Raw genomic sequence first — 17,331 nt, forward strand, 5'->3', positions numbered from 1 at the left:
TCCAGCATGAACGCTATTGATCGCGCCCGGAATCGGCTCTATCGTTGAGGCTGTCGTCCGTCGCCGAACGTGCCGCCTTGTGGCGCCTCCGGGCGGGCGTACCGAACAACCACAAGAACAGTGCCAGCGGCGCAAGTCCGAAGAAAATGAAGGTGAGCACGCCGCCGACTACGGTATCGTCGGATACCGCGGCGAGCAGGGCTACGTAGAGCCACGCGATGGCGATCAGGTACATGCCTCGATTGTACTTCCGCGGGCTGCGCGGACGAGGCGACGACGGAAACTATCGGGGCTGCTGGCGGCCTCGGCTTAGGAGGGGCAGATGTCCAATTCGAACGAAGGGCAGGCGGCTGCGGCCATGCAGGCGATGCTCCTGGCGGGCCAGGCCATGGCCCAGACATTTTTCGACAATATCGCCAAACAGCACTCGGCCGTGGCGGATTCCGGCGGGGGAGGCGTGCCGCCGCTGCCACTGCCCGAAACCGAAACCTTCTCCCGTCTCCAGCACGATTTCGCCGAGAAGCACCTCGCCCTGTGGTCGTCGATGCTCGGGCGCAAACCGCAGCAGCCGGTTGCCCCCGTCGTGAAGGCGGTCGAGGCAGACAAGCGCTTCAACGCCCCGGAATGGGCCGACAGCCCGGTGTTCGACTATGTCCGCCAGGCCTACATGTTGAACGCGGGTTTCCTGAAGGAGGTTGCGGATGCCTTGCCGATTGCCGATGGCCGCGCGAAATCCCGCATCCAGTTCCTGACCCGGCAGTACATCGATGCGCTCGCGCCGACCAACTTTGCTGCGACCAATCCCGAGTTCATCCGTACCGCACTCGAAACGCGCGGCGAAAGCATCACGACCGGGGTCAGGAACCTGATTGCCGACCTCGAGAAGGGCCGGATCTCGATGACCGACGACGAGGCGTTCGAGGTCGGCCGCAACCTGGCGGTGTCGCCGGGTGCGGTGATCTATCAGAACGAACTCATCCAGCTGATCCAGTACGCGCCGCTGACCGACAAGGTGGCCCAGGTTCCGCTGCTGATCGTGCCGCCCTGCATCAACAAGTTCTACATCCTCGATCTCCAGCCGGAGAATTCGCTGGTGCGCTTCCTCGTCGAGCAAGGGCACACGGTGTTCCTGGTGTCGTGGAAGAACGTCCGGCCGGACGAGGGCAACTTCACCTGGGATGACTATCTCGACAAGGGCGTGTTCGCCGCGCTCGACGTCGTGCGCGCGGTCACGCGCGTCAAAAAGCCGAACGTGCTGGGCTTCTGCGTCGGCGGCACCATTCTGACCTCGGCACTCGCCGTCGCCCGCGCGCGCGGGGAGGACCCGGTGCAGAGCCTGACCCTGATGACCACGCTGCTCGATTTCGCCGATGCGGGCGAACTGGGTTGCCTGGTGGACGAGGCGAGCGTGGCGGCGCGCGAGGCCGCGATTGGCAAGGGCGGCATCCTGCGGGGACAGGAACTGGCCAACGTGTTTTCGTCGCTGCGCGCCAACGATCTCGTCTGGCAATACGTGGTCGGCAACTATCTGAAGGGGCAGAAGCCGCAGGCCTTCGACCTGCTGTACTGGAATTCGGACTCCACCAACCTGCCGGGGCCGTTCCTGACCTGGTACCTGCGCAACATGTATCTGGAGAACAACCTGCGCGTGCCGGGCAAGCTCAAGATGCTTGGCCACAAGGTCGACCTCGGCAAGGTGGATGCGCCTGCCTATGTGATGGCCGCGCGCGAGGACCACATCGTTCCGTGGGCGAGTTCCTATCTCGGTCGCCACCTGCTTGGGGGAGAAACGACCTTCGTGCTGGGCGCCAGCGGTCATATCGCCGGGGCTATCAACCCGGCCTCGAAGAATCGCCGCAGCTACTGGACCAGCGACGCGAAGAGTGCGGACCCCGAGGAGTGGCTGGAGCAGGCGGTCGAGAACAAAGGGTCGTGGTGGCTGCACTGGGCGCAGTGGTTGACCGCGCATCGGGGGAAGACCGTGGCCGCTCGCGGTCGGTTGGGCAATGCAAAGTACGCGCCTATCGAGCCCGCTCCTGGGCGTTATGTGAAGGACAAGGCCTAGCGCGCTTCCAGGCGGAAAACCGGGATCTGGTCGACTGACGACGACGGGGAGGGCGCCGTCAGTCGAGCTTGCTACCCCCCCGAGACAACACAAGATAGAGGAGATAAACCATGTCTCGAGTCGCACTGGTTACTGGCGGGATGGGCGGACTGGGTGAAGCGATCTGCATCAAGCTCGCAGCACTCGGCTACCGTGTGGTGACCACCTACTCGCCCGGTAACAGCAAGGCTGCCGAATGGCTTCAGGCCATGAACAACATGGGCTACGGCTTCAGGGGCTACCCCTGCGACGTGTCCGATTTCGATTCGTGCAAGGCCTGCATCGCGCAGGTCACCGAAGAGGTCGGTCCGATCGACGTGTTGGTGAACAACGCGGGTATTACCCGTGACATGACGTTCAAGAAGATGACCAAGGCCGACTGGGACGCGGTGATCAGCACCAACCTGGATTCGGTGTTCAACATGACCAAGCAGGTCATGGACGGCATGGTCGAGCGCAAGTGGGGGCGGGTGATCAACGTGTCGTCCGTCAATGGCCAGAAGGGAGCGTTCGGGCAGACGAACTACTCCGCCGCGAAGGCGGGTATGCACGGCTTCACCAAGGCGCTGGCACTGGAAGTCGCGCGCAGTGGCGTCACCGTCAATACCATCTCGCCGGGTTACATCGGTACCAAGATGGTGATGGCGATTCCCCAGGAGATCCTGGAGTCCAAGATCCTGCCGCAGATCCCGGTATCCCGCCTCGGCAAGCCCGAGGAAATCGCCGGGCTGGTGGCGTATCTGTCGTCCGACGAGGCGGCTTTCGTAACCGGCGCCAACATCTCCATCAACGGCGGCCAGCACATGTTCTGATGTGCCGGCGGCGCCCCCCCCGCCGCCCGTGCGGGGGCAGGGCGCCGCCTTTTGCGCTGCAACAACCCCACTCGAACCTGTTTATAATGCGCGCGGTAGTCGTTGCCGCGCTGCGGCGGCGATCGTACGTTCCGCATAGCCCGTCGCGGGCGCCGCGGTGATTCCCTTAACCGTTGTACAAGGATTCGACGATGAGCCAGAAAGTCGCACTCGTTACCGGCGCCATGGGCGGCCTGGGCACTGCAATTTGTCAGTCGCTCGCCAAGGATGGCATCAAGGTAGTGGCCAACTGTCTGCCCGGCTTTCCCCAGAAGGACGAGTGGCTGGCGAAGCAGAAGGAACTTGGCTTCGACTTCGTCGCCGCGGAAGGCGACGTGTCCGACTACGAGTCCTGCAAGGCCATGGTCGAAAAGATCGAGGCTGAAGTCGGGCCGGTCGACGTCCTGGTGAACAACGCCGGCATTACCCGCGACAAGTTCTTCCCGAAGATGGAGAAGGGCCAGTGGGATGCGGTTATCAACACCAATCTCAACAGCCTGTTCAACGTTACCCACCACATCTCGCCGAAAATGGCCGAGCGTGGCTGGGGACGGATCATCAACATTTCCTCGGTCAATGGCGTGAAGGGCCAGGCCGGCCAGGCCAACTACTCCACCGCCAAGGCGGGTGTGCTCGGCTTCACCAAGGCGCTTGCGCAGGAACTCGCCACCAAGGGCGTCACCGTCAATGCGATCGCCCCGGGTTACATCGGCACTGACATGGTGATGGCGATCCGCGACGACATTCGCCAGGCGATCACCGATTCGGTCCCGATGAAGCGCCTCGGCAAGCCGGAAGAAATCGGCGGCCTGTGTTCCTACCTCGCGTCCGAACTCGCCGGCTACATCACCGGTTCCACCATCAACATCAATGGTGGCCTGCATATGTGCTGATGCGCACGGCTGAGTCGTTGCGCATGCTCGAACCCCGTCCCGTGGCGGGGTTTTTATTTCGCTGCGCGGTATAATTTCGCGCACATAGAGCGGACCACCGCCACCGAGGAGATGAACACCATGGCTGAACAGCCGCGCCTGATCAAGAAGTACCCGAACCGCCGCCTGTACGACACCCGCACCAGTTCCTACATCACGCTTGCCGACGTCAAGGAACTCGTGCTGGGCCATGAGGAATTCCAGGTCGTCGATGCGAAGACCAACGAAGACCTGACCCGCAGCATCCTGCTGCAGATCATCCTCGAAGAAGAGGCCGGTGGGGCGCCGATGTTCACGAGCGACCTGCTTGCGCACATGATCCGGTTCTACGGCAATGCGATGCAGGGCATGATGGGCAAGTACCTTGAGAACAACATCAAGGCCTTTACCGACATGCAGGGCAAGCTGCAGGAGCAGGCACGTTCGATCTACGGCGACAACAGCCCGGTCGGACAGGACCTGTGGGCCCAGTTCCTGAACTTCCAGGGGCCGGCGCTGCAAAGCATGATGGGCACCTACGTCGAGCAATCGAAGCGGATGTTCCAGCAGATGCAGGAGCAGGTCGAGAGCCAGACCCGCAACATGTTCACCGGCTTCCAGTTCCCCACCTATGCGAAGGGAACGGCGAAGGACGACGCCGGCGACAAGACCGAGCGGACCGGTAAGGCGGAAGACGCCACCGCTGCCGGCAAGGGCAGTACCGACAAGTAACTCAAAGGCAGCCGTTCAAGGCTCCGGTATCCGGGGCGGCCGCGCGACAGGCACGAGCAAGATGAGCAATATCAAGACCCAGGACGTGCCGCGCGTCGGCTTCGTATCCCTCGGGTGCCCGAAGGCGACTTCGGATTCGGAACACATCCTCACGCGCCTGCGGGCCGAAGGGTACGAAATCTCCGGCAGCTATGACGCCGCGGATCTGGTCGTGGTGAATACCTGCGGCTTCATCGACGCGGCCGTCGAGGAGTCGCTGGATGCGATCGGTGAGGCCCTGGCGGAGAACGGTCGGGTGATCGTCACCGGTTGTCTTGGCGCAAAGGACGACGTCATCCTTGCGGCTCATCCCCAGGTTCTTGCGGTGACCGGGCCGCATGCCACGGAAGAGGTGATGCAGGCTGTCCATCGCCACCTTCCCAAGCCGCACGACCCGTTTTCCGACCTGGTGCCACCGCAGGGGATCCGGCTCACGCCGCAGCATTACGCGTACCTGAAGATTTCCGAGGGCTGCAACCATCGGTGCACCTTCTGCATCATCCCCTCGATGCGCGGCGATCTGGTAAGCCGGCCCATTCACGATGTCATGCGGGAGGCCGAGGCGCTCGCCGATGCTGGCGTGAAGGAGTTGCTGGTCATTTCCCAGGACACCTCGGCCTACGGCGTCGACGTCAAGTACCGCACCGGCTTCTGGGGCGGAAAGCCCGTGAAGACGAGGCTTTACGATCTTGCCAACGCCCTGGGCGAACTGGGCATCTGGATCCGGATGCACTACGTCTACCCGTATCCCAGTGTCGATGACCTGATTCCGCTGATGGCGGAAGGAAAGATACTGCCCTATCTCGACGTGCCCTTCCAGCATGCGAGCCCGCGCATCCTCAAGGCGATGAAGCGCCCCGCCAATGCAGAAAACGTGCTGGAGCGCGTCCGCAAGTGGCGGGAGATCTGCCCGGATCTTACGATCCGCTCGACCTTCATCACCGGCTTTCCGGGGGAGACGGAGGAGGACTTCGAGCAACTCCTGCAGTTTCTGGAGGCGGCGCAGCTCGACCGGGTGGGTGCGTTTGCCTACTCGCCGGTGGAAGGCGCCGCGGCCAACGACTTGCCGGATGCCGTCCCCGACGAGGTCCGTGAAGAGCGCCGCGCGCGCCTGATGGATTTCCAGGAAGACATCTCGACGCTGCGCCTCGAGGCCAAGATCGGCCGTGAGATGACGGTACTGGTGGATGATGTCGACGAGGAGGGGGCGCTTGCGCGTTCGCCCGGAGATGCGCCTGAAATCGACGGTCTCGTCGTGATCCCGGACGGCGAGGGACTGGCGCCGGGAGACTTCGCCCGTGTCCGCATCACCGATTGCGATATCCATGATCTCTACGCGGAGCGGGTGGCCTAGTTTCGCGTGAAGGAGGGCGTCTGGACGGTCTGCCCAGTCTGAACCCATCCGAGCGCCCCGTCATTGGTCTGGCGCTGGGGAGCGGTGCAGCCCGCGGTTGGGCCCATCTCGGGGTGCTGCGCGCCCTCGCGGCGGACGGAATCGTGCCGGATGTCGTATGCGGTTGTTCGATCGGTGCGTTCGTCGGTGCGGCCGCGGCCTCCGGCGACCTCGGCAAGATCACCGACTGGGCCCAGTCGCTGAAGTGGCAGGATGTGGTGTCCTTGCTCGACGTCAGTCTGCGCGGCGGGCTGATCAAGGGCGAGCGGCTGATCCAGTTCTTCCAGCGCAATTTCGTCGACCGCGACTTTTCGGAGCTGCCCACCCGGTTTGCCTGCGTAGCAACCGAGCTTGGAAGCGGCCGCGAGATCTGGCTGCACGAGGGTAGCGTTTCCGCCGCCGTGCGGGCCTCGATCGCGCTGCCGGGGTTGATGACGCCGGTCCTCTATCGGGGCAAGGTGCTGGTCGACGGCGGCTTGGTCAATCCGGTGCCGGTTTCTCTGTGCAGGGCGATGGGGGCGGATCTCGTCATTGCGGTGGATCTGGGGTCCGACATGGTCGGGCGGGCGTGGAAGCACGCCGCGGTAGAGCCGGCTCCCATCGAGGAAACCGAGAGCGGCTGGAGCGACCGCCTTCTGGCGCGCTTTCGTTTCGGGGCGGCCGCCGGACCCAATTCGGCAGTCGAGGCCAATCTGCCCTCGCTCATCACGGTGCTCAGTTCCAGCATCAACGTCATGCAGGTGCGGATTGCCCGCAGCCGGCTCGCGGGAGAGCCGGCGGATGTGCTGGTTTCGCCGCGGGTCGGCCAGTTGGGGCTGCTCGACTATCACCGCGCGGCGGAAGCGATTGCGGAGGGGGAGGCCGCAGTGGCCCGGGTTCGCCCCTTGCTTGACTATGCGCTCGGGAGGGCGGGGTCGGCTTAACGGCGTAGGCGTCAGGAGCGCGAATGGACAGGATCGTAGAGGAACTGATCGGTATCGTCGGCGAGGCGAATGTCCTTACCACCGCCGACGACATGGCGCCTTATCTGACCGACTGGCGCGGCCGCTACCGCGGCCATGCGCGCGCGGTGGTCAGGCCGGCTGCAACGGCTGAAGTGAGCGCCGTTCTGGCGGCGTGCCATGCGGCCGCGGTGCCCGTCGTTCCTCAGGGCGGCAACACCGGTTTGTGTGGCGGGGCAACGCCTTCGGAGGCGGGAGTGGCGGTCGTGCTCAGCCTGACCAGGATGAACCGCATCCGCTCCCTCGATCCGGACAACAACACCGTGGCGGTCGAAGCTGGCTGCACCCTTGCTGCGCTCCAGGAGGCCGCGGCGGCAGCGGAGCGGCTGTTCCCCTTGTCGCTGGCGTCGGAGGGCAGTTGCACCATTGGCGGAAACTTGTCCACCAACGCCGGCGGGGTGCAGGTGCTGCGCTACGGAAATACGCGCGAACTGACGCTGGGGCTCGAGGTGGTGCTGCCGGACGGGCGGATCTGGGACGGGATGCGAGGCTTGCGCAAGGACAACACGGGCTATGACCTCAAGCACCTTTTCATTGGCGCCGAGGGAACCTTGGGTGTGATCACCGCCGCAGTGCTGAAGTTGTTTCCCGCGCCCCGCGGGTTTGCGACGGCCTGGGCTGCCGTGTCCGACCCTGCTGCAGCGGTCCGTCTGCTTGGACGCCTGCGCCATCACTGCGGTGACCGAATCAGCGCTTTCGAACTCGTGGGGCGGCCGGCACTCGATCTCGTGCTGAAGCACATCCCCGGGGCTCGTGATCCCTTCAGTGCGCCCACCCAGTGGGCTGTTCTGATCGAACTGAGCGACAGCCTCGAGGGAGAGGGGCTGGCCGAGACCCTCGCCGGCGCATTAGGGGCCGAGATGGAGGCCGGGCTGGTCCTCGATGCGGTCGTCGCGTCCAGCCTTGGGCAGGCCCAGACGCTGTGGGCGCTGCGTGAAAACATCTCGGAAGCGCAGCGCATCGAAGGCGTGAGCATCAAGCACGACGTGTCGGTGCCGGTGAGCCGGATCGCCGAGTTTCTTGAGCGGGCGGATGTCAGCCTCAAATCGCAGTGGCCCGGGGTGCGCATCGTGGCATTCGGTCACATCGGTGACGGCAATCTGCACTACAACCTTTCACGTAGTGAAACCGACGACAACGCCTCGTTCATCGCCCGCACCGAGGACGTCAATCGGATCGTCCATGATCTGGTCGATGCCTTGGGCGGTTCGATTTCCGCCGAGCACGGCCTGGGACAGCTCAAGAGAGCGGAGATCCGCCGTTACAAGAGTACGGTCGAGATGGACATGATGGAGGCAATAAAGAATGCCTTCGATCCGTCGCGCCTGATGAATCCCGGAAAGGTGCTTTGATTCCGCTGCGGCAGCGAAACCGAAAATTCTCGCGTTGCCGTCTTTACAGCGACGTAATGTCACCCTATAATGCGCGCTCTTTCGACGGGGGTATAGCTCAGCTGGGAGAGCGCTTGCATGGCATGCAAGAGGTCAGCGGTTCGATCCCGCTTACCTCCACCAGTCGAAGTGGTAGTACCTCAGTCCCCATCGTCTAGAGGCCTAGGACACCGCCCTTTCACGGCGATAACCGGGGTTCGAATCCCCGTGGGGACGCCAAACAAGGCGTGCTGACAACGTCAGCGCGCGACGCCAGCGCAAGGTTGGCAGCAGGTCAGCGCGGAGTGGTAGTTCAGTCGGTTAGAATACCGGCCTGTCACGCCGGGGGTCGCGGGTTCGAGTCCCGTCCACTCCGCCAGTTTTTCTGCAGGTGAAACTGCAGCTAGGAAGTAGCGAAGTGCTTGCGGTGAGCTTAACCGAAAGCTATAATCGCCGGCTTGTTGTGGGGGTATAGCTCAGCTGGGAGAGCGCTTGCATGGCATGCAAGAGGTCAGCGGTTCGATCCCGCTTACCTCCACCAAAGGTTCAGGTCCCCATCGTCTAGAGGCCTAGGACACCGCCCTTTCACGGCGATAACCGGGGTTCGAATCCCCGTGGGGACGCCAATAAAGTGCGCATTGATGTAATGCGCACAAAATCGACGGAAGTCGATTGCAGGTCAGCGCGGAGTGGTAGTTCAGTCGGTTAGAATACCGGCCTGTCACGCCGGGGGTCGCGGGTTCGAGTCCCGTCCACTCCGCCAATCAATAGATATGGGAGCCTTCGGGCTCCCATATTTTTTTCTGCGCCTCCTGGCGCAACCATCTTCCCCTTCTGCCGTCAGCAGAACCCCGCCAAGACGGGGAGTCGACCATATGTATGGCTAAAAGCGTAGTGATAAGCTACATTTCTTTCCATACGCATCGGTATGGATTGGTTCGTCCGCTGCGTCGATCAAGAAAGGAGAAGACAGCACAATGAGCATCAAGAAAGTAGGTGTAGTGGGTGCCGGCACGATGGGCAACGGTATCGTCCAGGCTTTCGCGGTCGCGGGCTTCGACGTGGTCATGACCGATATTGCCGACGCTGCGCTGCAGCGGGGTGTGCAGACGATCTCGGGCAGTTTCGATCGTTTGATCAAGAAGGAGAAAATGACCGGCGACGAGAAGGCTGCGGCACTTGGCCGAGTCAAGACGTCGACCGATCTGGGCGCAATGGCGGATGTTGATCTGGTGATCGAGGCCGCCACCGAGAATCTCGATCTGAAGCTGAAAATCTTCGCCCAGCTCGATTCGGTCGTGAAGGCCGACGCAATCGTCGCCAGCAATACGTCTTCGATCTCCATCACCAAGTTGGCCGCCGCGATGAAGCGCCCCGAGCAGTTTGTCGGCATGCACTTCTTCAACCCGGTTCCGATGATGGCGCTGGTTGAACTGATCCGGGGCTTGCAGACCTCGGATGCTACCTACGCCGCGGTCGAAGCCGCAGCCAAGGCGGTCGGCAAGACGCCCGTGCAAGTGCGCAACAGCCCGGGCTTTGTGGTCAACCGACTGCTGTGCCCGATGATCAACGAGGCGATTTTCGCCCTCGGCGAGGGGCTGGCCACCGCCGCGGAGATCGACGAGGCGATGAAGCTGGGTTGCAACCATCCCATTGGTCCGCTGGCATTGTGCGACCTGATCGGTCTCGACGTCGAACTGGCGGTGATGCAGGTGCTGTTCGAAGGATTCAAGGATCCCAAGTACCGGCCGGCGCCCTTGCTGGTTGAAATGGTTGAAGCGGGCCGCCTCGGTCGGAAAGTGGGTAAGGGCTTCTTCGACTACGCCTGAGGCGCCTCGCCTAAATTAGGCGCTACAGAAAATACAAAAGCCACCCTGGGGTGGCTTTTGTTTTGTGCTGTCGGGACTATCCGCGCCTCATTGCATCGAAGAATTCGGCGTTGCCCTTGGTGGCCTTGACCTTGTCGAGCAGGAATTCCATCGCGTCGATGTCGTCCATGCCATACAGCAGCTTGCGCAGTATCCAGATCTTCTGCAGCACGTCCGGCTTCATTAGCAGTTCTTCGCGCCGGGTGCCGGAGCGATTCACGTTGATTGCCGGATAGACGCGCTTCTCCGCCATGCGTCGGTCGAGGTGGAGCTCCATGTTGCCGGTGCCCTTGAACTCCTCGTAGATCACGTCGTCCATGCGGCTGCCGGTGTCGATCAGCGCGGTGGCGATGATGGTCAGCGAGCCACCTTCCTCGATGTTGCGCGCCGCACCGAAGAAACGCTTGGGTTTCTGCAGCGCATTGGCGTCGACACCGCCGGTCAACACCTTGCCGGAAGCGGGCACCACGGTGTTGTAGGCGCGGGCAAGCCGGGTAAGGGAGTCCAGCAGGATAACCACGTCCTTCTTGTGCTCGGTCAGGCGCTTGGCCTTCTCGATCACCATTTCGGCGACTTGCACATGGCGCGACGCGGGTTCGTCGAAGGTGGAGGCCACAACCTCGCCCTTCACCGACCGCTGCATCTCCGTCACTTCTTCCGGGCGCTCGTCGATCAGCAGCACGATCAACTCCACGTCCGGATGGTTGGCCGTGATCGCGTGGGCGATGTGCTGCAGCATCACCGTCTTGCCGCTCTTCGGCGGGGCGACGAGCAGGCCGCGCTGGCCTTTGCCGATCGGCGCGATCATGTCGATGATGCGGCTGGTGACATTCTCTTCGCCGCGGATCTCGCGTTCGAGCTTCAGGCACTCCTGCGGATGCAGCGGCGTGAGGTTCTCGAACAGGATCTTGTGCTTGCACTCTTCCGGCGGTCGCCCGTTGATCTTGTCGAGCTTGACCAGCGCAAAGTAGCGTTCGCCATCCTTCGGGGTGCGGATCTCGCCCTCGATGGTGTCGCCGGTGTGCAGATTGAAACGCCGGATCTGCGAGGGCGACACGTAGATGTCGTCCGTACCCGCCAGGTACGAGGTGTCGGGCGAGCGCAGGAAGCCGAAGCCGTCTGGCAGGACTTCAAGCGCGCCGTCGCCGTAGATCGGCTCGCCCTTGCGCGCACGATTCTTCAGCAGCGCGAAGACGAGTTCCTGCTTGCGGAGCCGGTTCGCACCCTCGATTTCGTTGGCAACCGCCATTTCCAGCAGCTGGCTCACATGCAGAGCTTTCAGCTCCGACAGATGCAAGGCCGCAGCAGCCGTGGATTCGGCGGACGAAGCAGAACCCTCTTCCATCGCCAGCTCGGCATCGAGCAGGTCGAGTTCGGAGGTGTTGCCTTGGGGAGAATTACCGTCGCGGTTGCGGGCACCCCTGCGGCGGGTCCGCGAAGCACCGCGAGAACGGGCCGGAGTCGCCTCCGGCTTAGATGTTGCTGTCAATGAAAGCAGTCAGTTGAGATTTGGACAGGGCGCCAACCTTGGTCGCCTCGATGTTGCCGCCCTTGAAGATCATCAGGGTCGGAATGCCACGGATGCCGTACTTGGCCGGCGTTTCCTGGTTTTCGTCGATGTTGAGCTTGGCGACCTTGAGCTTGCCGGCGTAGTCTTTGGCAACTTCGTCAAGGATCGGCGCAATCATCTTGCACGGGCCGCACCATTCAGCCCAGTAGTCGACCAGGACGGGCGTCTGGGACTGCAGTACCTCGGCCTCAAAGCTGCCATCGGTCACATAATGGATATGCTCGCTCATGATTCCTCACATCAGGGGTGACGGTATTGTGTGTCGGGGGGCGTTGGGTCGCGGGAGCGGTGAGGCCCTGCGGGGCCCGAAGGACCAGGGTGCGACGAAGCCACCCCGGGAAGTTTTCGCGAAGTTATGTCAAGGCGCGGCCTCCGTCAAGAAAAAGTGCGGCGCGGCGGATAGGGAGTTGTCCTGACGTGGCAAAAAGCCACACGCCTGACTACTATTGCAAGCCCATCGCGCGCGACCGCGGGTTCCTTTCCGCGCGGCCGGGTGGGCGAATCCAAGAAAGTGAGTGAGCAAAATGGCCTACGTGGTGACCGAATCCTGTATTCGCTGCAAGTACACCGACTGCGTCGACGTGTGTCCGGTCGACTGCTTCCGCGAGGGGGAGAACTTTCTCGTCATCGATCCGGAGGAGTGCATCGACTGCACGCTGTGCGTAGCCGAGTGCCCGGTCGAAGCGATCTACGCGGAAGACGACGTGCCTGCGGATCAGCAGCAGTTCATTGCCCTGAATGCTGAGCTTGCCCGTACCTGGAAGCCGATCGTGGAGCGCAAGGAGCCTCTGCCGGATGCTGAGCAGTGGGCCAAGGTCAAGGGAAAAACCGGCGAACTGAAGCGCTGAGTGTCGATTACGCCTGAACGGGCGTCGTGCGGCTGGAACAACGATAAGCAATTGCGGGTAGGGAGAACATCATGCTGGTAAGCGAAATTCTCGCGATCAAGGGGAAGGTGCTGTACACGATCGCACCCAACCGAAGCCTGGCCGAGGCCGTGACCATCATGACCGAGCAGGACGTGGGCTCGCTGGTGGTGTTTGCGCAGGGGCAGATGGCCGGGCTGCTCACATTCCGTGAGGTTCTCCAGGCCGTGCATAAGGGCGGCGGCGGCTGGGAAAGCCTGCCGGTGGAAACCGCCATGCTGAAGGGGCCGCTTACCGCGGCGCCGACGATGGAGATGGACGAATTGCGCCGGCTCATGGTCGATCGCCATCAGCGCTATCTTCCGGTGATGGATGGCAACACGCTGCTCGGCGTCGTGAGTTTTCACGACGTGGCGAAGGCGGTGCTCGAGGAGCAGAGCTTCGAAAACCGCATGCTGAAGAACTACATTCGCAACTGGCCGGCGGAAGAAGGCGAGGCCTGAGTCCGGTCCTTTCCGGGCCCCCCGTTCGCCGGGCGAGGGGCCTGTGGTCCGCCAGGGCTGGTGCACCACGATTCGGTGCGTTTGTGCTGGTGCGTGATCGCCCGGTCCGTTCCGGCCGGCCCCATCCCTTGTCGCGGAGATGAGCGTGGACAAGATCTGGCTGAAGAGCTACCCCGCTGGCGTACCCGCAGAAGTCGATGTCGGAGAGTTCGCTTCGATCGGTGATCTCTTCGAACAGGGCGTGCGTCGGTATGGCTCGCGGCCGGCGTATATCTGCATGGGGCGGTCGCTCGCTTACGACGAACTCGACGTGCTCGTGAGCCGGTTCGCCGCCTACCTGCAGGGAGAACTCAAGCTGGCGCGCGGGGCGCGGGTGGCGTTGATGATGCCGAACGTCCTGCAATATCCGGTGGCGATGTTTGCGGCGCTACGCGCGGGCTATACCGTCGTCAACGTCAATCCGCTTTACACCGCGCGCGAACTCGAACATCAGCTGCGGGACGCCGCGGCCGAAGCAGTGATCCTGCTGGAAAACTTCGCCCACACGCTTGAAATGGTGGTGCAGCACCTGCCGATCCGGCATGTGGTGGTGACCAGCGTGGGAGATCTGCTCGGCTTTCCGAAAGGTGCCGTGGTCGACTTCGTCCTGCGTCGGGTGCGCAAGCTCGTGCCGCCCTGGAAACTGCCGGGCGCGGTGCGCTTCCGGGAGGCATTGGCCGCTGGCGCCAAGCACACTTTCCGCCCGGCGGACGTCGGCCACGACGACATCGCCTACCTGCAGTACACCGGCGGCACCACCGGGACGGCCAAGGGCGCCATCCTCACTCACGGCAACATCATCGCCAACCTGCAGCAGGCGCATGCGTGGATCCGGCCCCAGGTGCGGGAGGGGGTGGAGGTCATCATTACCGCGCTGCCGCTCTATCACATCTTCTCGCTCACGGCGAACTGCCTCACGTTTTTCAAGATCGGTGCGACCAATGTCCTGATCACCAATCCGCGTGACATCCGGGGCTTCGTGAAAGAGTTGGGGAAGCACCGGTTCACTGCCATCACCGGGGTCAATACGCTCTTCAACGCATTGCTCAACAATCCGGATTTCGCCCGGTTGGACTTTTCGGCGCTCCACATCACGCTCGGCGGAGGCATGGCGGTGCAGCAGGCGGTGGCGGAGAAGTGGCGTGCGGTGACCGGCGTTCCGCTGATCGAGGCCTACGGGCTGACCGAAACCTCGCCCGCAGTGGCAATCAACCCACTCGACCTGAAGGCCTTCAACCATTCCATCGGCCTGCCGGTGCCGTCGACCGAGGTCAGCATTCGCGACGACGACGGCGTCGAGCAGCCGCCGGGGCAGCGCGGCGAATTGTGCGTACGCGGCCCACAGGTGACGCGTGGCTACTGGAACCGGCCGGAGGACAGTGCCCGCGCGTTTACGCCGGATGGCTTCCTGCGTACCGGCGATATCGCGGTGATGGACGAGGCGGGTTATCTTCGTATCGTCGACCGCAAGAAGGACATGATCCTGGTCTCCGGCTTCAACGTGTATCCGAACGAGGTGGAGGATGTGGTCGCCAGTCATCCGGGGGTGCTGGAGGTGGCGGCGGTCGGCGTACCGGACGCACGCAGCGGTGAGGCTGTGAAAGTCTTCGTGGTGCGGAAGGATGCCTCGCTGACCGAGGCCGACTTGATTGCCTACTGCCGCGAAAACCTCACGGCTTACAAGGTGCCGCACCGCGTGGTGTTCCGCGAGTCGCTGCCGAAGACCAACGTGGGCAAGATATTGCGCCGCGCGCTGCGCGACGAGGACGAGGCGGCGGCCCGGCAGCCCTGATTTCGCACAACAGGGCTTGTGCTCGCCGCCGCACGGCGCTTAAACTTGCGGCCTGTTTCTGAATTTCAAGCCATGTTCCGTTCCGCTTCCCTTCCTGTCGTAGCCCTGTCCGTACGCGTAGTAGTAGGCGTAGGCGGTCGCGCGTCGTAGCGGATAAGGGCACAGGCAAACCACAGCATTCCCCAACCCCCGCCGGCGCGAAATGCCGGCGGGGGTTTTTGTTTTTCTGGCCGCCGGCATCTAGCTCCGAACCTGATCGAAGGAGATGACGATGAACCAGATGACCGGCGCAGAACTGATCGTGCGCCTGCTCGAGCGCCAGGGCGTGCGCACCATTGCCGGGATTCCCGGCGGCGCGATCCTGCCGCTCTATGACGCGCTCTCGCAAAGCGACCTGATCGAACACGTGCTGGCTCGCCACGAACAAGGCGCGGGCTTCATGGCCCAGGGTATGGCGCGGGTGTCCGGCGTGCCGGGCGTGTGCTTTGCCTCCAGCGGTCCTGGCGCCACGAACCTTGTCACCGCCATCGCGGACGCCCAACTCGATTCGATCCCGATGGTGGCGATCACCGGTCAGGTGCCGCTGCCGATGATCGGCACCGATGCTTTCCAGGAAGTCGATATCTACGGCATGACGGTGCCGATCACCAAGCACAACTTCCTGGTGCGTTCGGCCGAAGAACTGCTGAAGGTGATTCCCGAGGCGTTTCGCATCGCGATGTCCGGGCGCCCGGGACCCGTGCTGGTCGACGTGCCCAAGGACGTGCAGAACCAGCGCATCGAGTTCGCCGAGTTTCCGCCGCCGGCGGGCCGCGACGCGGTGCCGGCGCTCGACGCCGCGGCGATCGACCGTGCCGCCGCGATGATCAACGAAGCCGAACGTCCGGTGCTCTACCTCGGCGGTGGCGTCATCCACTCCGGCGCTTCGGCGCAGGCGGTCACGCTGGCCGAGCAGGCGGGCCTGCCGACCACGATGACGCTGATGGCGCTTGGGGCGATAGCGGTGGACCACCCGCTGTCCATCGGCATGCTCGGCATGCACGGTGCCCGCTATACCAACTACGTGCTCGAAGAGGCCGACCTGCTGGTCTGTGTCGGCGCGCGCTTCGACGACCGCGCGATCGGCCGGGCGGCGCAGTTCTGTCCCGGCGCCCGCATCGTTCATATCGACGTCGATCCGTCCGAGCTGCACAAGATCAAGACCGCACACGTGGCGATCCACGGCGACGTCGCGGCGGTGCTCGATGCGCTGTTGCCGAAGGTGAAGGTGCAACTGCGCAAGCGCTGGCTGTCCCACGTCGAAAGCCTGAAGTCCCGGTTCCCGATGCAGATGCCGGACCTCGACGATCCGCGCAGCCATTACGGCCTGATCCATGCCGTGGCGGCGGCCCTCGACGACGAGGCGGTGATCGCCACCGATGTCGGCCAGCATCAGATGTGGGTGGCGCAGGCCTATCCGTTCCGGCGCGCGCGCCAGTGGCTCACGTCCGGCGGGCTGGGCACGATGGGTTTCGGCATGCCGACCGCGATCGGTGCGGCGCTGGCCGCGCCCGAACGCACCGTGGTGTGTTTTTCCGGTGATGGCAGCCTGCAGATGAACATCCAGGAACTGGCCACGCTGGCCGAGCTGGGGCTCAACGTCAAGATCGTGCTGATGAACAACAATTCGCTCGGCCTGGTGTACCAGCAACAGAACCTGTTCTACGGCAAGCGCACCTTCGCGTCCAAGTATCGCGGTGGTCCGGACTTCTGCCGCATTGCCGAGGGCTATGGCATCGCCGCGGTCGATCTCGACGCGAGCGACAACCCCCGCGCGACGCTGGCCGAAGCCCTGCAGGCGCCGGGGCCGTGCCTGATCCATGCCTCGATCGACCGCGAGCAGTTTGTCTACCCCATGGTGCCGCCGGGCGCCGCCAACACCGAAATGATCGGAGGCTGATGATGATCGAACAGGTTGCCGACCCGCTGCCCCAAGCGGGCTTTGCCAAGGTTGTGCTCGAACTGGAAGTGCGCAACCACCCCGGCGTGATGAGCCACATCTGCAATCTCTTCGCGCGACGGGCATTCAACGTCGAGGGCATCCTGTGCATGCCTGTGTCGGACGGCAAGAAGAGCCGGATCTGGCTGCTGGTGTTCGAGGATCAGCGCCTCGAGCAGATGCTGCGCCAGCTCGAGAAGCTCGAGGACGTCCTTGCCGTGCGCCGGCACGGCGCAGAGCACGAAGTCTTCGAGCGGCTGGAGGACTTCTTCCACTAAGACAGGCGGGGAGGGCGGCGGGGCGCGTGTGCTAAA

Annotated in this window: 16 protein-coding genes and 6 tRNA genes; 19 read left to right on the forward strand and 3 right to left on the reverse strand. The window is 63.3% G+C overall.

Features of this window, described 5'->3' with window-relative positions; translation table 11 throughout:
• Nucleotides 1-13: 13 nt before the first annotated feature.
• Complete coding sequence (locus tag dqs_RS05520; RefSeq protein WP_065339900.1) at nucleotides 14-235, reverse strand: hypothetical protein; 222 nt, start codon at nucleotides 233-235, stop codon at nucleotides 14-16.
• A gap of 87 nt (nucleotides 236-322) precedes the next feature.
• Between dqs_RS05520 and dqs_RS05525 the strand changes: the two genes are divergently transcribed.
• The 14 genes from dqs_RS05525 to dqs_RS05590 all read left to right on the forward strand — a co-directional run bounded on the left by dqs_RS05525 (nucleotide 323) and on the right by dqs_RS05590 (nucleotide 10,230).
• Nucleotides 323-2,065 (forward strand): PHA/PHB synthase family protein, encoded by a 1,743-nt coding sequence (locus dqs_RS05525; RefSeq protein WP_065339901.1) that lies wholly within the window; start codon nucleotides 323-325, stop codon nucleotides 2,063-2,065.
• A gap of 110 nt (nucleotides 2,066-2,175) precedes the next feature.
• Nucleotides 2,176-2,916 (forward strand): beta-ketoacyl-ACP reductase, encoded by a 741-nt coding sequence (phbB, locus tag dqs_RS05530; protein ID WP_011764756.1) that lies wholly within the window; start codon nucleotides 2,176-2,178, stop codon nucleotides 2,914-2,916.
• A gap of 191 nt (nucleotides 2,917-3,107) precedes the next feature.
• Nucleotides 3,108-3,848 carry a beta-ketoacyl-ACP reductase gene (gene phbB / locus dqs_RS05535; RefSeq protein WP_011764757.1) on the forward strand — a complete coding sequence of 247 codons (741 nt, stop codon included), beginning with the start codon at nucleotides 3,108-3,110 and terminating at the stop codon, nucleotides 3,846-3,848.
• A 120-nt stretch (nucleotides 3,849-3,968) separates the two neighbouring features.
• Nucleotides 3,969-4,598 carry a polyhydroxyalkanoate synthesis repressor PhaR gene (phaR, locus tag dqs_RS05540; RefSeq protein WP_011764758.1) on the forward strand — a complete coding sequence of 210 codons (630 nt, stop codon included), beginning with the start codon at nucleotides 3,969-3,971 and terminating at the stop codon, nucleotides 4,596-4,598.
• 61 nt (nucleotides 4,599-4,659) lie between these two features.
• Nucleotides 4,660-5,991, forward strand: a complete 1,332-nt coding sequence (gene rimO / locus dqs_RS05545) for a 30S ribosomal protein S12 methylthiotransferase RimO (RefSeq protein WP_065339902.1) — start codon at nucleotides 4,660-4,662, stop codon at nucleotides 5,989-5,991.
• A 20-nt stretch (nucleotides 5,992-6,011) separates the two neighbouring features.
• Nucleotides 6,012-6,953 carry a patatin-like phospholipase RssA gene (rssA, locus tag dqs_RS05550; protein ID WP_050976099.1) on the forward strand — a complete coding sequence of 314 codons (942 nt, stop codon included), beginning with the start codon at nucleotides 6,012-6,014 and terminating at the stop codon, nucleotides 6,951-6,953.
• A 23-nt stretch (nucleotides 6,954-6,976) separates the two neighbouring features.
• Nucleotides 6,977-8,383: an FAD-binding oxidoreductase gene (locus dqs_RS05555; RefSeq protein WP_065339903.1), complete on the forward strand. Its 1,407-nt coding sequence runs from the start codon at nucleotides 6,977-6,979 to the stop codon at nucleotides 8,381-8,383.
• 86 nt (nucleotides 8,384-8,469) lie between these two features.
• Nucleotides 8,470-8,545: transfer RNA gene (locus dqs_RS05560), tRNA-Ala, on the forward strand.
• A gap of 20 nt (nucleotides 8,546-8,565) precedes the next feature.
• A tRNA-Glu gene (locus dqs_RS05565) sits at nucleotides 8,566-8,641 on the forward strand.
• Nucleotides 8,642-8,703: 62 nt separating this feature from the next.
• Nucleotides 8,704-8,780 (forward strand) — tRNA-Asp (locus dqs_RS05570).
• Between the two features lie 86 nt (nucleotides 8,781-8,866).
• A tRNA-Ala gene (locus tag dqs_RS05575) sits at nucleotides 8,867-8,942 on the forward strand.
• A 9-nt stretch (nucleotides 8,943-8,951) separates the two neighbouring features.
• A tRNA-Glu gene (locus dqs_RS05580) sits at nucleotides 8,952-9,027 on the forward strand.
• A 60-nt stretch (nucleotides 9,028-9,087) separates the two neighbouring features.
• Nucleotides 9,088-9,164 (forward strand) — tRNA-Asp (locus dqs_RS05585).
• A 214-nt stretch (nucleotides 9,165-9,378) separates the two neighbouring features.
• Nucleotides 9,379-10,230 (forward strand): 3-hydroxybutyryl-CoA dehydrogenase, encoded by an 852-nt coding sequence (locus tag dqs_RS05590; RefSeq protein ID WP_065339904.1) that lies wholly within the window; start codon nucleotides 9,379-9,381, stop codon nucleotides 10,228-10,230.
• A gap of 76 nt (nucleotides 10,231-10,306) precedes the next feature.
• Here dqs_RS05590 and rho read toward each other — a convergent pair whose 3' ends face one another.
• Entirely contained in the window at nucleotides 10,307-11,566 is a 1,260-nt protein-coding gene (gene rho, locus dqs_RS05595) for a transcription termination factor Rho (protein ID WP_041643347.1), read from the reverse strand.
• 175 nt (nucleotides 11,567-11,741) lie between these two features.
• Complete coding sequence (trxA, locus tag dqs_RS05600; RefSeq protein ID WP_011764764.1) at nucleotides 11,742-12,068, reverse strand: thioredoxin TrxA; 327 nt, start codon at nucleotides 12,066-12,068, stop codon at nucleotides 11,742-11,744.
• A gap of 295 nt (nucleotides 12,069-12,363) precedes the next feature.
• Between trxA and fdxA the strand changes: the two genes are divergently transcribed.
• From fdxA to ilvN, 5 genes are all read left to right on the forward strand, one after another.
• Complete coding sequence (gene fdxA, locus dqs_RS05605) at nucleotides 12,364-12,687, forward strand: ferredoxin FdxA (RefSeq protein WP_011764765.1); 324 nt, start codon at nucleotides 12,364-12,366, stop codon at nucleotides 12,685-12,687.
• 71 nt (nucleotides 12,688-12,758) lie between these two features.
• Nucleotides 12,759-13,208: a CBS domain-containing protein gene (locus dqs_RS05610; protein WP_011764766.1), complete on the forward strand. Its 450-nt coding sequence runs from the start codon at nucleotides 12,759-12,761 to the stop codon at nucleotides 13,206-13,208.
• 145 nt (nucleotides 13,209-13,353) lie between these two features.
• The gene (locus dqs_RS05615; protein WP_065339905.1) at nucleotides 13,354-15,039 is read left to right on the forward strand and encodes a long-chain-fatty-acid--CoA ligase; all 1,686 of its coding nucleotides are present in this window, start codon (nucleotides 13,354-13,356) and stop codon (nucleotides 15,037-15,039) included.
• Between the two features lie 271 nt (nucleotides 15,040-15,310).
• Nucleotides 15,311-16,978 (forward strand): acetolactate synthase large subunit, encoded by a 1,668-nt coding sequence (ilvB, locus tag dqs_RS05620; protein WP_065339906.1) that lies wholly within the window; start codon nucleotides 15,311-15,313, stop codon nucleotides 16,976-16,978.
• Nucleotides 16,978-17,295 carry an acetolactate synthase small subunit gene (gene ilvN / locus dqs_RS05625; protein WP_041642356.1) on the forward strand — a complete coding sequence of 106 codons (318 nt, stop codon included), beginning with the start codon at nucleotides 16,978-16,980 and terminating at the stop codon, nucleotides 17,293-17,295. Before ilvB ends, ilvN begins: the two co-directional genes overlap by 1 nt.
• Nucleotides 17,296-17,331 lie beyond the last annotated feature (36 nt).

It is taken from the genome of Azoarcus olearius, assembly GCF_001682385.1.
Lineage (GTDB): Bacteria > Pseudomonadota > Gammaproteobacteria > Burkholderiales > Rhodocyclaceae > Azoarcus > Azoarcus olearius.